Origin of the sequence: Bradyrhizobium lablabi (genome assembly GCF_900141755.1) — a bacterium.
In the GTDB taxonomy this organism is placed as follows: Bacteria; Pseudomonadota; Alphaproteobacteria; order Rhizobiales; family Xanthobacteraceae; genus Bradyrhizobium; species Bradyrhizobium lablabi_A.
This window is the reverse complement of the sequence record NZ_LT670844.1, coordinates 4059691-4074500: the sequence shown is the minus strand read 5'-3', so window position 1 is coordinate 4074500 and position 14810 is coordinate 4059691. Positions and strand designations below refer to the sequence as shown.

The following is a 14810-nucleotide window of genomic DNA, read 5'->3' as shown; positions in this document are numbered from 1 at the left end:
GCATTTGTTCACTACTTACCGATACAAAAATCCTTGAATATCGCGCCCAGGATGTCCTCCACATCGACCCGCCCAAGCAGCCGACCGAGCGAATCAGCCGCCGCCCGCAGCTCTTCAGCGGCAAGCTCTTCCCCTTCGCCCATGACATCAATGCTGCGTTGCAGCATAATCGCCGCATCCTGCAGCAATCCCCGTTGCCGCTCGCGGCCGATCAGCCCGCCCTCGCCTGAACCAAAATAATCCTGCGCGAAGCCAATCAGGGCTCGGATCAATTCCGGAATGCCGTCGCCCCGGCTCGCGGAAATCTCGAAATCGGTATCACCTGGCGGCGGCTCCTCACCGTCGGACGGCTCGAGATCGATCTTGTTACGCACCGTCCACACCGGTACCGCGCCTACGTGCCGATGGTTTTCGTGCTCCGCATCGACCAGCCACAGCACGAGATCCGCTTCCGCCGCGCGGGCCCGCGCCCGACGCACACCTTCCTGCTCGACGGGATCGTCGGTTTCGCGAACGCCGGCGGTATCGATCACGGTCACCGGATAGCCGTCGAGATCGAGCTGAACTTCGATGACGTCGCGCGTGGTGCCGGCATGCGGCGAGACGATCGCCACCTCGCGCCGCGCCAGTGCATTGATCAGCGTCGACTTGCCGACGTTTGGCGGACCCGCGATCGCAACCACGAGGCCTTCGCGCAGCCGTTCGCTCTTGCCTTGCGCCGCCAGGACGTCCTGAATTTCCCCGAGCAATGTTTCGATCTTTGCCAGCGCCGGCGCGATCAACTCCGCGGGCACATCGCCTTCGTCGGAAAAATCGATTCCGGCCTCGATCAACGCGCAGGCCTCGATGATCTGCGCGCGCCAGTCGCGCACCTTGTCGCCGAGCAGCCCTTTCAACTGGCGCAGCGCCTGGCGGCGCTGCCGGTCGGTGTCGGCATGGATCAGATCGTCGAGCGCCTCGGCTTCGGTGAGATCGAGCTTGCCGTTCTCGAAGCCGCGGCGAGTAAATTCGCCGGGCTCCGCGGCGCGGACATCTTCGAACGCCGAGAGCGCGGCGAACAAGGCCGAGAGTACGGCGCGGCCGCCATGCACGTGAAATTCACCGACATCCTCGCCGGTCGCGCTCGCGGGTCCCGGGAACCACAGCACCACCGCATCGTCGATCGGCTGCTGCTCGGCACTGCGCAACAGCGCTCGCGTTGCCATCCGCGGCGCCGGCATCTTGCCCGCGAGCGAACTGAGCACCGCTCCGGCCTGAGGCCCGGATACCCGGACAATGGAAATGGCGCTCGGCGGCCGGCCCGAGGACAGCGCGAAAATCGTCTGTTCGCGTGGATGCATCGCCTATTTGTCTCCGAGCCCCTTGAAAAGGCAACGCAAGTCCTGTCCGGCTGCAATGTCACGGGATTGGTGGTCCAACCCCGAATTGGTCCAACAAATCCCGCAGCCTTCGTGGAGCTTTTATGCTGCAGAAATCGGTCTGGGTTCCCCGATGGAACCCTTCGCCAAAGACAATCCAAAGCCATTTCAAACACTTGCAATACTAGGCGAGAAATCCTGACCCATCGCTCTATGCTGCATGTGCACTGCAACATACGCCGCAGCATGGACCACTACATCGCAGATGAAAAAGGGGCGCCCCTTGCGAGGACGCCCCACTTCCAAAACCGTCAAACCGGCTCAGGTATTCATCGATTCGAAAAACTCCGCGTTGTTCTTGGTGTTGCGCAACTTGTCGAGCAGGAAGTCGATCGCGTCCATGGTGCCCATCGGGTTGAGGATCCGGCGCAGCACGTACATTTTCTTCAGGAGCTGCGGATCGGTGATCAGCTCTTCCTTGCGGGTGCCGGAGCGCGAGATGTCGATCGCCGGGAAGGTGCGCTTGTCGGAAACCTTGCGGTCGAGGATGAGCTCCGAATTGCCGGTGCCTTTGAATTCTTCAAAGATCACTTCGTCCATGCGGCTGCCGGTATCGACCAGAGCGGTCGCGATGATGGTGAGCGAGCCGCCCTCCTCGATATTACGGGCGGCACCGAAGAAGCGTTTTGGCCGCTGCAGCGCGTTGGCGTCGACGCCGCCGGTCAGCACCTTGCCGGATGACGGCACGACCGTGTTGTAGGCGCGGCCAAGCCGCGTGATCGAGTCCAGGAGGATCACGACGTCGCGACCGTGCTCGACCAGGCGTTTTGCCTTTTCGATCACCATTTCGGCGACCTGGACGTGGCGCACGGCCGGCTCGTCGAAGGTCGAGGAGACGACTTCGCCCTTCACCGAGCGCTGCATGTCCGTGACTTCTTCCGGACGCTCATCGATCAGGAGCACGATCAGATAGCATTCGGGGTGATTGGCTGTGATCGAATGCGCGATGTTCTGCATCAGCACCGTTTTTCCGGTGCGGGGTGGGGCCACGATCAAAGCGCGCTGGCCTTTGCCAATCGGGGCAACAATGTCGATAACCCTTGCAGAAAGGTCCTTTCTGGTGGGGTCTTCGAGCTCGAGCCGGAACCGCTGATCGGGAAACAGCGGCGTCAGATTGTCGAAATTGACCTTGTGCTTTGACTTTTCCGGGTCTTCGAAATTGAGCGTATTGACCTTGAGAAGGGCAAAATAGCGTTCGCCTTCCTTCGGACTGCGAATATGGCCTTCGATGGTGTCGCCGGTACGAAGCCCGAAACGGCGGATCTGCGACGGCGAGACGTAAATGTCATCTGGTCCCGGCAGATAATTGGCGTCCGGCGAACGCAAGAAGCCAAAGCCGTCGGAAAGGACTTCGACGACGCCCTCCCCGATAATGTCGATTTCCTGGATCGCAAGCTGCTTGAGAATGGCGAACATTAGCTCTTGCTTGCGCATGGTGCTGGCGTTTTCGACCCCTTTCTCCTCCGCGAACGCAACGAGTTCGGCCGGCGTTTGAGATTTGAGGTCTTGAAGTTTCATTTCCCGCATTGGGATGGTCCTGTGGAGTAGCTTTGGGATTGGGATTGCAAGGTGGCTTTTCGAAAATGCGGACGCAAAAAAGGAAGGTCCGCAGGTCTGAGCAAGGAAAGTGCCGGAGAGGCTTCAAACCTGATGCGGCGGCCGGCTCTAACTCTTCAAGCCGGAACGCAACCACATCCGCCTGCGTGGGGTGGGATTTCGACAATATAGAAAATCAGCTGGCTTTCTGCAAGGAGCCGAACGATGAGAGATGTTGACGAAGCTGCCTATCAAAACGGCTTCACGACCACGAGGATCACGATTACGATCATCAGAACCGTCGGTACCTCATTGATAATACGATAAAATTTCTGACTTCTGGTATTCCGGTCAGCCGCGAAATCCTTCACGCAGCGGGCAAAAAACCCGTGGACGCCCGATAGCAGCACCACCAGCAGGAGCTTACCGTGCAGCCAGTGCGCGGAAAACCAATGGCCCGCCCAGGCGAGATAGAGCCCCGCCAGCCAGGTCACGATCATCGCCGGGTTGATGATCGCCTTCAGCAAGCGACGTTCCATCACCTTGAACGTCCCGGACTGCTTCGATCCGGCCTCCGCCTCGCAATGGTAGACGAACAATCGCGGCAGATAGAGCATGCCCGCCATCCAGGAGATGACCGCGATGACATGCAACGCCTTGATCCATTCGTACATCCGGCAAGCCTCACTCGTCTGCCGACGGCGCCGTTCGATCTTTCTGGCGACGTCGATCTCAAGAGGGAGTGAGACATATCCGCAAGCAAGCCTTTTCTAAAACAATAATTTTAGATTCTTAGGTTTGAGTCTAAGTAGCGGTGATTAGCGCCCGCGCAGAATTGTCCGGAAATTTTCTCACCTTGTTCACATCCATCAACAATTCCGGCCGGCTATTCGCCAATCCGAATAACGTTACTTGCTTCAAGCGCTTGCGCGGCGTCATCAGCCATCTATGAAGAGACAAGTCCACATAGGCCCACTATCATTGCGGCTGGTGCGGAGACTTATCCTGAAGGCGAGGCCTGTGAAGAAAAAGCCGGGTTATCCCTGATCGGCCGACCCAGGCCCCAATCTCTCAGGTAAGCTCCACACGGATTCACAGGTTACACAGGGGTCACGGTGCCCACGACTGGCAGCTATTTCCATCTTCATCTGGTCTCCGATTCGACCGGTGAGACGTTGATCACGGTGGCGCGCGCGGTGGCTGCGCAATACGCCAATGTGTCGCCGGTCGAACATGTCTATCCCCTGGTGCGCAGCCAGAAGCAGCTCGACCGGGTGCTGGATGAAATAGAGGAAGCGCCCGGCATCGTGCTTTTCACGCTGTTGGAAAAGGATCTGGTCGGCCGGCTCGAGGCAAAGTGCCAGCAGATCAACATACCGAGCCTCTCGATCATCGGCCCGGTGATGCAGTTGTTCCAGGCCTATCTCGGGGCACCGACGACGGGGCGCGTCGGCGCGCAGCACACGCTCAATGCGGAATATTTCAAGCGTATCGATGCCTTGAACTACACGATGATGCATGATGACGGCCAGCATGTCGAAGGCCTGGAAGAGGCCGACGTGATCCTGGTCGGGGTGTCGCGCACCTCGAAGACGCCGACCTCGATCTATCTCGCCAACCGCGGCATCCGCACCGCAAACGTGCCGCTGGTGCCGGGCATTCCCATCCCGCATCAACTGGAGACGCTGACAAGACCGCTGGTGGTCAGCCTTCACGCGACCCCGGAGCGCCTCATTCAGGTCCGGCAGAACCGGTTGTTGAGCATGGGCGACCGCGACAATGACACCTATATCGATCGGCAAGCCGTGGCGGACGAGGTCGCGTTTGCGCGCCGGTTAAGCGCGAAATTCAACTGGGCGCAGCTCGATGTCACCCGGCGATCGATCGAGGAGACCGCAGCCGCGGTGCTAAAATTGTTCGCCGACCGGCAGCGGCAACGGCTTGCCGAATGAAACTATGGCGCGGTAAACATCCGCTGATCCTGGCCTCGGAAAGCCGCGCGCGGCAAACGTTGCTCTTGAGTGCCGGCGTCGCGTTCGAGGTCATTGCCGCCGAAATCGATGAGCGGGCGGTGCAGCAGGCCTCCCGCCTCTCCGCGCCCGGCGAGATCGCAGCACTTCTGGCGCGCGAGAAGGCGCTTGCGGTATCAGCCGGACATCCCGGCAGGCTGGTCGTCGGCGCGGACCAGACCTTGGCGCTCGGGTTCAGGCTGTTCTCCAAGCCAGCCGGCCGCGCCGAAGCCAAAGAGCAACTGCGCGCGCTCGCCGGCCATTGCCACGAACTGCACTCCGCCGTTGCCGTCGCCCGGCATGACCAAATAGTCTTTGAAACAGTCACCATCGCGCGGATGAGCATGCGGCCGCTGGGCGAAACCGAAATCGACGCCTATCTGGATGTAGCAGGCGAGGCGGTGACGACAAGCGTCGGCGCTTACCAGCTCGAGGGGCTAGGGGTGCATCTGTTCGAGCGCATCGAAGGCGACCATTTTACAATTCTCGGTCTGCCGCTCTTGCCGCTGCTCGCGTTCTTGCGAAGCGAACGGCTGCTTGGTGTATGAAACACCGTGGTGCACAAGCACCGTATCTCGTCATGCCCGCGAAGGCGGGCATCCAGTACGCCGGGAGGCCTCAGTTGACCACCAGCGTCTCGGAGTACTGGATCATCCGCCTTCGCGGATGATGACGGATAGACATGAATGGCGATACAAAGATGATCATCCTTGGACTGACCGGCTCGATCGGGATGGGGAAATCAACCACCGCGAAATTGTTCGCGGAGGCCGGCGTCCCCGTCTACGATGCCGACGCGGCCGTCCACGAAATTTATGAAGGCGAGGCGGCGCCTGCCGTCGAGGCAGCGTTTCCCGGCACCACCGCCGGCGGCAAGGTCGACCGTAACAAGCTTTCCGCCCGCGTGGTGCATGATCCCGCGGCGATCAGGCAGCTCGAAGCGATCGTGCATCCGATGCTCAGCGCCTCGCGCAAAAATTTTTTCGAGGACGCCGAGCGATCCGGTGCAGCTGTGGCGGTGGTCGATGTGCCGTTATTGTTTGAAACCGGCGGCGAGAAACGCGTCGATGCGGTGGTGGTGGTCACCACGACGCCGGAAATTCAGCGCGAACGAATTCTCGCCCGCGACAATATGACCGCTGAAAAGCTCGACGCCATCCTGGCGCGGCAACTGCCCGACGCCGAAAAGCGCAAGCGCGCGGATTTCGTGGTGGATACCTCGCATGGCCTCGACCCCGTTCGGGCCCGAATCCGGGACATTCTGGCTCAGGTTGTTAAAATGCCGCCGCGACGAACCTGATTCGTCGTTATTTGTCGTTTTTCCGGGGGTCTCAAATCCATGCGCGAAATCGTTCTCGATACCGAAACCACCGGCCTCGATCCCCTGCGGGGCGATCGGCTGGTCGAAATCGGCTGCGTCGAGATCTTCAATCGGATGCCGACGGGGCAGACCTTTCACGTTTATCTCAATCCCGAGCGCGCGATGGCGGCGGAAGCCTTTGCCGTGCACGGGCTTTCCAGCGAGTTCCTGGCCGACAAGCCGCTATTTCCCGAGGTGGTCGAGGATTTCCTGGAATTCATCGGCGACGCGCCGCTGGTGATCCACAACGCCTCGTTCGACGTCTCCTTCATCAATGCCGAGCTTGACCGCGTCAAGCTCCCCCCGATTGCGCGCGAACGGCTGGTCGACACGCTGCTCTTGGCGCGACGCAAGCATCCCGGCGTATCGAACCGCCTCGACGACCTCTGCTCGCGCTATGCGATCGACAATTCCCACCGCACCAAGCACGGCGCCTTGCTCGATGCGGAACTCTTGGCCGAGGTCTATATCGATCTGATCGGCGCCCGGCAGTCGCAATTGATTCTGGCCGCCGAATCCCGTGAGATCCGCATCAATGGGCAGAGCGAAATGCCACGGCGGCAGCGCGAGGTGCCTCTGGCGCCGCGGGTCACCGAGGCTGACCTCGTGGCCCATCGCGCCTTTATCGCTACCCTCGGCGACAAGCCGATCTGGAACGAATTTTTGGCCGCGGAATAAGCGCCGAACGAAAAGGCGGCTAGCTCGGCTTCACCTGCGCCGCCTGCTGTGCCGCAGCCTGCCGTTCGATGTTCTGGCGATACAGGCCGACAAAATCGACGGGGTCGAGCATCAGCGGCGGAAAACCGCCATCGCGCACCGAAGTCGCAATGATCTCGCGGGCGAACGGGAACAACAGCCGCGGACATTCGATCATGACCAGCGGGTGCAGATTTTCCTTCGGCACATTGACGATCCGGAACACGCCGGCATAGGCCAGATCGAAGCTGAACATCACCTTGCCGGCATTCTCGGCCTTGCCCTCGACCGAAAGCGTCACTTCGTACTCGCTTTCGGAGAGATTGTTGGCGCTGACATTGATCTGGATATTGATCGCCGGCTGCTGGGCTTGCGGCTGCAGCGAGGACGGGGCGTTCGGATTTTCGAACGACAGGTCCTTGGTGTACTGCGCCAGCACGTTCAACTGGGGAGGAGGGGCCGCCTCGGGAGGCGCGCCGTTGCCGTTGGTCATGTGATCTCTCCTGGAACGTTCTTAAGCGAGCGGGGATTGGAATTGTGTCTGAATTCGCTCGTGAGCTACTGAAAATGCCGTTGTCGGGGCGAGTGGCTATCATAGCCCCGCCTCATTCCACAAGGACGACAATTAAGTGGCAAAGGATGAGCGCGCGGCCGAAGTGGTCCGGGGGATGGCAAAACCCAGGCATTGGCCGGCAACGCTTGCTCTAAATTGTTGAATATGCGCGATTTCCGGGCAGCATCGGGGTTTCCCCCGGAACCGAAAACGCGCTACAATTCGAATATGGCAAACGGGCGAAAGCCTAGGCTTTGCCTATTTCCGCCGGCATGGTGGTGCATGCCAGGACACGCCATTGGCCAGGCCAAGTTTCGTGCCTACATGCTGCTGACCCATCCATGATGTAGTATCTCTGCCGTTCTCTGAAAGCGGGACGCTCTACCGCCGGACGCATTGTCGGCGCAGACCAGAAAGCAAATACGACGTGTTCGATATTTACACCATCATCTTCCTGGCGCTCGCGGTCTTCATCTTCCTGCGCCTGCGCAACGTCCTCGGACAGCGCACCGGCAACGAGCGGCCGCCGTTCGATCGCGCCGCGCGCAACGCGGTGCAGGGCGCGCAAGACAATCACGTGCCTCCGCCGATGCCGGGGGCAGTGATCGATCAGGCGCCGCTGGCGCCGACCGCAGATGTCACCCCGCCGACCGATCGCTGGAAAGGTCTCGCCGAGACCGGCACGCCGCTGGCGCAGGGGTTAGACGCCATCGCGGCACACGATTCCTCGTTCGATCCGAGGCATTTCCTCTCGGGCGCGCGCAGCGCCTATGAGATGATCGTGCTGGCATTCGCCAACGGCGATCGCCGCGCGCTCAAGGATCTGTTGTCGTCCGAGGTCTATGAGAGTTTTGAGGCCGCGATCAGGGATCGTGAGAAGAACGAGCAGAAGACCGAGACGCGGTTCGTGTCGATCGACAAGGCCGAGCTCGTCGGCGCCGAGGCGCGCGATCGCGCGGCGCAGCTCACCGTGCGTTTCGTGTCGCAGATGGTGTCGGTCACCCGCGACAAGGCCGGCACGATTGTGGACGGCAATCCGGATAAGGTCACCGATATCACCGATGTTTGGACATTCGCCCGCGACACGACTTCACGCGATCCGAACTGGAAGCTGGTTGGCACGGGAAGCGCTCACTAACGCGCGCAGCATACGACGATATGCCGCCGCGTTTTCTGTGATCGCCATCGCGTTGTCGCTCGCTTCGTTCGCAGCGGACGCCGCGCGAACCCGCCGCACGGCACGTTCCGTTGCTCCGCCGTCTCCGCCGCCCCGACAGATCCCCTATCCCACGCTTGCCTGGCCGCTCGAGATCAGCGGCAGCCAATATAGCCCGGCCGCCTGGGCCGACATCGCCGGCTGGAAGGACGACGATCATCTGCAGGCCTACAAGGCGTTCCGCACCAGCTGCAAGCCGATCGCCGCGCAACGAGACCCGCCGGCCGATCCCAAGGCGCTCGGTACCTCGCTACGCGACCCCTGCCGCGCGGCACGGGCGCAGGACATCTCCGACGGCGCCAAGGCCAAGGCCTTTTTCGAAGAAAATTTTCTTCCCTTGCGAATCTCCCGGCTCGGAGAGGGCGACGGGTTCGTCACCGGCTACTATGAGCCCGTCATCGACGGCTCGCGCACCCAGACCGAGGTCTACAATGTGCCGGTCTATCGCCGTCCCTCGAACCTGTTCGTCCGCGGGTTCAATCAGGACTCGCCAAGTCTACCCAACAAGGGCCAGGTGTTCCGCAAAATCGGCCGCCGCAAGCTCGTGCCCTATTACGACCGCGGCGAGATCGAAGACGGCGCGATCGCGGGTCGTGGCCTCGAAATCTGTTGGCTGAAAAATCAGACCGATCTGCTGTTCTCGCAAATCCAGGGCTCGGCGCGGGTTCGTCTCGAGGATGGCTCGACCGTCCGGATCAATTACGACGCCCATAATGGTTATCCCTATACGGCGGTCGGGCGCATCCTGATCGACCGCGGCATCATCCCGAAAGAACAGATGTCGATGCAGAAGATCAGGGAATGGATGGATCAAAACCCCGACGGCGCCAAGGAATTGCGGCGGCAGAATCGTGCCTACGTCTTCTTTCGCGAAGTGCAGCTTTCCGACAAGGATGAAGCCGTCGGCGCGCAGGGCGTGCCGCTGACGCCGGGCCGTTCGATCGCGGTCGACCGGGCGCTGCATGTCTATGGCACGCCGTTTTTCATCGAGGGCGAGCTGCCGATCGAGTCGGAACAATCGAAGACGCCGTTTCACCGATTGATGATCGCCCAGGACACGGGATCAGCGATTGTCGGGCCGGCGCGCGCAGATCTTTATTTCGGCGCCGGGGCCGAGGCCGGAAAAGTTTCCGGCCGGCTCCGGCACAATATGCATTTTGTCATGCTGGTGCCGAAGAGCCTCGATCCGGCCGCGCGCGGCCGCAAGATGCCGCTGCCCGATCCCAGGCCATCGGAGAAGATCGCAAAACTGTTTCCGCAGGTCGAACCCTTGAAGGATCAGCCCAAAGATCAACCCAAAGACCATAAGGGCGGCGACAGGCCGGCTGAGGTATCCGCCGCCCCGGGCAAGAACCTTGGCGCGGCTGCTGCGAAGAACGCCGCGCCGCCGCCCGCCTCCGTTGCGCAGGCTTCGCCAACGCAAGTCCCTGCCGCGACCACCGTGCCGCTGCCGGAAGCACGGCCAAGCCTCGCCCCCAGCCGCGAGCTTAACCGCCGCGGCCGCCATCATTATTACCACGGCCGATGAAACGTTCGTCGTCGACCCCGATCCCGGAATTGCCGGCTTCGCCACGCCGCAAGCGCAGCCTCAGCGAGGAAGAGCGCGCGCTGTGGGAGAGCGTCGCCAAGCAGACAAAGCCACTGCGGAAGAAACCGCGCGCCGCCAAGGCCGAGGTGGTTCCAGCGCCCGCGGAAGCGACGGTTGTGGCGAAGTCCGTCATTCCGCCGAAGCCACTTCCGCGCGTGCCGCGCGTGGCAAAATCTGAGGCCCCGCCGCTGGCGCCGCTTGGACGCCGCGAGCGCTCGCAATTGTCGCGCGGGCGGAAGGAGATCGACGCCCGGCTCGACCTGCACGGCATGACGCAGACCCGCGCCCACCGCGCGCTGTCGGGTTTTCTGCAGCGCGCCCATCACGACGGCCTGACGTTTGTCCTCATCATCACCGGCAAAGGCAAGATCGGCACTGACCCCGAACGCGGCGTGCTGCGCCGCCAGGTCCCACAATGGCTGAACCTTCCCGAATTCCGCACGTTGGTGGTCGGGTTCGAGGAAGCGCATATCGGCCATGGCGGCGAGGGCGCGCTCTACGTGAGGATTAGACGGGCAAAGTTTTAGTATATCTGTCGTCCCTGCGAAAGCAGGGACCCATTCGCCGTGTTCCCTCGTTTCAAAAGATGCGGCTCGCCGGCTTTCGCGCCACGCTACAGCGGTGGTTATGGGGCCCTGCTTTCGCAGGGACGACAGAAGAGTCAGAACGGCCGCACGATCCCGACGCGCGGAATCAGGGTGATGATCCAGCCGAGAATAGTGGTCTTGCGATCATCCACGGATATCAGCCGCACTGGTTTTGAGGACGGCAAGGTCTTGACCGCATGCAAGATCAAAAACATGCAGACCGCCCAGTTCGAAATCCATCGCGAATAATCGAACACCATGGCAAACATCACGAGATAGCCGCAGCTTACCATCACGATGGCCGCGACGACGATACGGCGGTGTAATTCCTCCGACAATGCGCGGATCAGATCGGCGAAATATCGCCACAGCGGCGTATGCAGCCAGATCAGCAAGGCAAACACCGGAACGCCCAAAATGTTGGAAGGCATGCGCTGCCAGGTGTCGTGGATCTCGCGGGAAAGCGGCTGATACCAGATATAACTGAAGCTCAGGAGATTGGTGCGGGTGGGGTCGGCCATCCGGCTCTGCAGATGGCGGACGAACTCCGCCTCGGGCACCGGCATCGTCCCCCAGAATTGCGCGGACAAGAACACCAGGCCGACGCAAAGCGACGCCGCGACGCCGACGATGACATTTTGCCGCGTAAAACCCTGCACCAAATAATAGCGCAGCACCACGATGATCGCGATGGTCGGCACATACATCAAGAGATGTATGTGGTGGATCAGAACGAGGACCATCGAAGCCAGCGCTGCAAGCAGCACGAAAGAAATCGAACGCGCCGGCATCAGCATCAGGCCAATCGCGAACGCGCAGCCATAGATGTCAAAATGACCCAGCGTGAACATGAAATTCTTTAGAAAGAACGGCGAGCCGACCATGAACACGAACAGCGGCATCTGCACATCGTCGAAACCAAACGTCCTCCGGAACAGCTTTACGAAGAGACCGAGCGTGATCAGCCAGACGGCGCCGGCAACCGCGAACACCAGCCAGACCGGCACTTTCGCGAACAGCAGCGATACCGCAGCACCGATCAACGCGCGCTTCGCAAACCCGAAATGATAATCGACCAGCAGATGGATGTAGGGGACATAAGGCGGCAGCGTGATCTTGTAGAGAAAAACCCCAAAGAAAACGGCGGCATTGATGACAAGCATCATCAGTCGCCAGGGATCTTGCCACGCACGCAGATTCATTCAGCACCCGAAATGGCGACTGGATAGGGTGCGAACTTATCACACGTTAGATGAGGGGTACGCAACGCGCTCCCGCTGTCGTCCCTGCGAAAGCACGGACCCATAACCACAGGCGCGCGTATTTGCAAAGGCTGGGGCTGCAGTCCGATCTAGCGGCGACCGACAGTGGCTATGGGTCCCTGCTTTTCGCTGGGACGACGATCGTTACGAGGGCGACTACAAGATAAACCGGCTCAGATCGGCGTTCTTGGCGAGGTCGCCGACGTGCTTCTGCACATAGTCGGCATCGATCTGGATCGTCTCGCCGTGGCGGTCGGGGGCGGCAAACGAAATCTCATCCAGCACACGCTCCATCACGGTCTGCAATCGCCGCGCGCCGATATTTTCGACCGTGGAGTTGACGGCTACCGCGATATCCGCGAGCGCATCGATGGCGCCGTCGGTGATATCGAGCGTCACGCCTTCGGTCTGCATCAGCGCGACATATTGCTTGATCAGCGATGCCTCGGGTTCGGTCAGGATGCGGCGCATGTCGTCGCGGGTCAGCGCTTCCAGTTCGACGCGGATCGGCAGCCGGCCCTGCAGTTCCGGCAACAGATCCGATGGCTTTGCGATATGGAAGGCGCCGGAGGCGATGAACAGGATGTGGTCGGTTTTGACCGCGCCGTGCTTGGTCGAAACGGTGGTGCCCTCGATCAGCGGTAACAAATCGCGCTGCACACCCTCGCGCGAGACATCGCCGCCGACCCGGCCGTCGCGCACGCAGATCTTGTCGATTTCATCCAGGAACACGATGCCGTTGTTCTCGACGGCGCCGATCGCTTCCTGCACCAATTGATCGTTGTCGAGCAGCTTGTCGGATTCCTCGTTGACGAGGATCTCGTGCGAACCTTCGACCGTCAGGCGTCGGGTCTTGGTGCGGCCGCTCATTTTGCCAAAAATATCGCCGATCGAAATCGCGCCCATCTGGGCGCCCGGCATGCCCGGAATCTCGAACATCGGCATACCGCCGGAGGATTGCGTCTCGATCTCGATTTCCTTGTCGTTGAGCTCGCCGGCGCGCAATTTCTTGCGAAACGAATCGCGCGTCGCGGCGCTGGAGTTGGCGCCGACCAACGCATCGAGCACGCGGTCCTCGGCTGCGAGCTGCGCGCGGGCCTGCACATCCTTGCGCTTGCGTTCCCGGATCAGCGCGATCGCGACTTCGACGAGGTCGCGGATGATCTGTTCGACGTCGCGGCCGACATAGCCGACCTCGGTGAACTTCGTGGCTTCGACCTTGATGAACGGCGCGCCGGCAAGCTTTGCCAGTCGCCGCGCGATCTCGGTCTTGCCGACGCCGGTCGGCCCGATCATCAGGATATTTTTCGGCAGCACTTCCTCGCGCAGGTTACCGGTGAGCTGCAGCCGCCGCCAGCGGTTGCGCAGCGCGATGGAAACCGCGCGCTTGGCGTCGGTCTGGCCGACGATGAAGCGGTCGAGTTCGGAGACGATTTCACGGGGGGAAAAGTCGGTCATAGGTCCTAGGTAGGTTCAAAATGTTGCGAGAACAAGCGGTATCAGATGATCGGAGGCCCCATCTGCCAGTGCCGGATCGCCTCGAAGGGGTGAATCAGCATGATGATGTTCAAAGTGAGATTATCGCGAATGTGAAGCCCGACCAAAATCTCGAACGCGAGCGCCAGTGCAATGGTCAGCGCCACCGGAAGTTTTCTCGCCAGCAAAAAGCCTGCGACCATCGATAGCGTATCGGAGAGCGAATTGACGATGCTGTCGCCATAATAGTCGAGCGACATCGTGCCGGCGCGGTATCGATCGATGATCCAGTTGGAATTTTCAACGAGTTCCCAGCTGCCCTCAACCAGCATGGCAACGATCAAGCGGGCCGGCCAGGCGAGATGCGGCAGCAACAGCCAGGTCGCGGCATAGAACAGGAAGCCGTGGATAATGTGCGAGAAGGTGTACCAGTCGGTCAAGTGCTGCGAATTTTCCGAGCTTTGCACGACGCCGTGCCAAAGCTTGACATAACCGCAGGCGCAGATCGGCAACCGGCCCATTGCAAACAGGATCGAGGCCTGAACCGCGAGCAGGCCGGCTGCGATCAGAAGCCAATGCCACGCTGAAAGAGCGGTGGCCGCGGGGGCGTTGCGGTCAAGCGTCATGGGTTGCGCACCATCAGCAAAGCGGGGCCGTCCGGTGTGTCGACCAGGCGGTCGCGTTGAAAGCCGGCCTTGGCGTAGGCGCGCACCGCGCGGCCATTTTCGGGATCGGGATCCGTCACCACGCGCGGAATTCCCGATGTCAGCACGGTGTCCACGAATTGCCGGATGAAGCCGGAGCCATGGCCGCGCCCGATCATATTGGGCGCGCCGATGAACTGGTCGATGCCGCGCGTTTTGGCGGGATGCGAGCCGAGACCCTCGTTCCAGGCACTCAGCGCATAACACTGGATGTAGCCGAATGGCTGGCCGCCGAGGGCGACAATGAACTGGTCCATATCGGGATGATCGAGATCGCCGCTCACCAGCGCGTATTGCTCGTCGGGTTGTCCCCACCAGCGCACCACTTCCGGGGTTTCGAGCCAGCGTCGCACCATCGCAAGATCGGCAGAAATCATCGGGCGGAACGAATAATCTGGCGCCATC

15 protein-coding genes are annotated in these 14810 nt (G+C 61.0%); 7 read left to right on the top strand and 8 right to left on the bottom strand.

Annotated features, from left to right (window positions below):
- Nucleotides 1-11 precede the first annotated feature (11 nt).
- From mnmE to hemJ, 3 genes are all read right to left on the bottom strand, one after another.
- Nucleotides 12-1340: a tRNA uridine-5-carboxymethylaminomethyl(34) synthesis GTPase MnmE gene (gene mnmE / locus B5526_RS18970; RefSeq protein ID WP_079540481.1), complete on the bottom strand. Its 1329-nt coding sequence runs from the start codon at nt 1338-1340 to the stop codon at nt 12-14.
- A gap of 339 nt (nt 1341-1679) precedes the next feature.
- The gene (gene rho / locus B5526_RS18965; protein WP_079540478.1) at nt 1680-2945 is read right to left on the bottom strand and encodes a transcription termination factor Rho; all 1266 of its coding nucleotides are present in this window, start codon (nt 2943-2945) and stop codon (nt 1680-1682) included.
- Nucleotides 2946-3205: 260 nt separating this feature from the next.
- Complete coding sequence (hemJ, locus tag B5526_RS18960; protein ID WP_079540476.1) at nt 3206-3628, bottom strand: protoporphyrinogen oxidase HemJ; 423 nt, start codon at nt 3626-3628, stop codon at nt 3206-3208.
- Between the two features lie 441 nt (nt 3629-4069).
- On the opposite strand from hemJ, the gene B5526_RS18955 reads away from it, so the two are divergent.
- The 4 genes from B5526_RS18955 (at nt 4070) to dnaQ (ending at nt 7001) form a co-directional block, all read left to right on the top strand.
- Nucleotides 4070-4906 carry a pyruvate, water dikinase regulatory protein gene (locus B5526_RS18955; protein ID WP_079540473.1) on the top strand — a complete coding sequence of 279 codons (837 nt, stop codon included), beginning with the start codon at nt 4070-4072 and terminating at the stop codon, nt 4904-4906.
- A complete protein-coding gene (locus B5526_RS18950; protein WP_079540471.1) occupies nt 4903-5511 on the top strand; it encodes a Maf family protein in 609 nt (202 codons plus the stop codon). Before B5526_RS18955 ends, B5526_RS18950 begins: the two co-directional genes overlap by 4 nt.
- A gap of 152 nt (nt 5512-5663) precedes the next feature.
- The gene (coaE, locus tag B5526_RS18945; protein WP_079545102.1) at nt 5664-6263 is read left to right on the top strand and encodes a dephospho-CoA kinase; all 600 of its coding nucleotides are present in this window, start codon (nt 5664-5666) and stop codon (nt 6261-6263) included.
- Nucleotides 6264-6302: 39 nt separating this feature from the next.
- The gene (gene dnaQ, locus B5526_RS18940; protein ID WP_079540469.1) at nt 6303-7001 is read left to right on the top strand and encodes a DNA polymerase III subunit epsilon; all 699 of its coding nucleotides are present in this window, start codon (nt 6303-6305) and stop codon (nt 6999-7001) included.
- Nucleotides 7002-7020: 19 nt separating this feature from the next.
- On the opposite strand, the gene secB is transcribed toward dnaQ, so the two are convergent.
- Nucleotides 7021-7512, bottom strand: a complete 492-nt coding sequence (secB, locus tag B5526_RS18935) for a protein-export chaperone SecB (protein WP_079540467.1) — start codon at nt 7510-7512, stop codon at nt 7021-7023.
- A gap of 487 nt (nt 7513-7999) precedes the next feature.
- On the opposite strand from secB, the gene B5526_RS18930 reads away from it, so the two are divergent.
- Genes B5526_RS18930 through B5526_RS18920 form a run of 3 tightly spaced genes read left to right on the top strand, consistent with a single transcriptional unit; the run spans nt 8000 to nt 10903 of the window.
- A complete protein-coding gene (locus B5526_RS18930; protein WP_079540465.1) occupies nt 8000-8710 on the top strand; it encodes a Tim44/TimA family putative adaptor protein in 711 nt (236 codons plus the stop codon).
- Nucleotides 8688-10316 carry a murein transglycosylase A gene (gene mltA, locus B5526_RS18925; protein WP_244562002.1) on the top strand — a complete coding sequence of 543 codons (1629 nt, stop codon included), beginning with the start codon at nt 8688-8690 and terminating at the stop codon, nt 10314-10316. The genes B5526_RS18930 and mltA overlap by 23 nt, the downstream gene beginning before the upstream one ends.
- Nucleotides 10313-10903, top strand: a complete 591-nt coding sequence (locus B5526_RS18920) for a Smr/MutS family protein (protein ID WP_079540460.1) — start codon at nt 10313-10315, stop codon at nt 10901-10903. The genes mltA and B5526_RS18920 overlap by 4 nt, the downstream gene beginning before the upstream one ends.
- A 134-nt stretch (nt 10904-11037) precedes the next feature.
- Here B5526_RS18920 and B5526_RS18915 read toward each other — a convergent pair whose 3' ends face one another.
- The 4 genes from B5526_RS18915 to B5526_RS18900 form a co-directional block, all read right to left on the bottom strand.
- A complete protein-coding gene (locus B5526_RS18915) occupies nt 11038-12165 on the bottom strand; it encodes a hypothetical protein (RefSeq protein ID WP_079540458.1) in 1128 nt (375 codons plus the stop codon).
- A 216-nt stretch (nt 12166-12381) separates the two neighbouring features.
- Nucleotides 12382-13683, bottom strand: a complete 1302-nt coding sequence (hslU, locus tag B5526_RS18910; protein WP_079540456.1) for an ATP-dependent protease ATPase subunit HslU — start codon at nt 13681-13683, stop codon at nt 12382-12384.
- A gap of 41 nt (nt 13684-13724) precedes the next feature.
- Nucleotides 13725-14327, bottom strand: a complete 603-nt coding sequence (locus tag B5526_RS18905; protein WP_079540454.1) for a DUF2585 domain-containing protein — start codon at nt 14325-14327, stop codon at nt 13725-13727.
- Nucleotides 14324-14809: a GNAT family N-acetyltransferase gene (locus B5526_RS18900; RefSeq protein ID WP_079540452.1), complete on the bottom strand. Its 486-nt coding sequence runs from the start codon at nt 14807-14809 to the stop codon at nt 14324-14326. The genes B5526_RS18905 and B5526_RS18900 overlap by 4 nt, the downstream gene beginning before the upstream one ends.
- Between the last annotated feature and the right edge of the window lies 1 nt (nt 14810).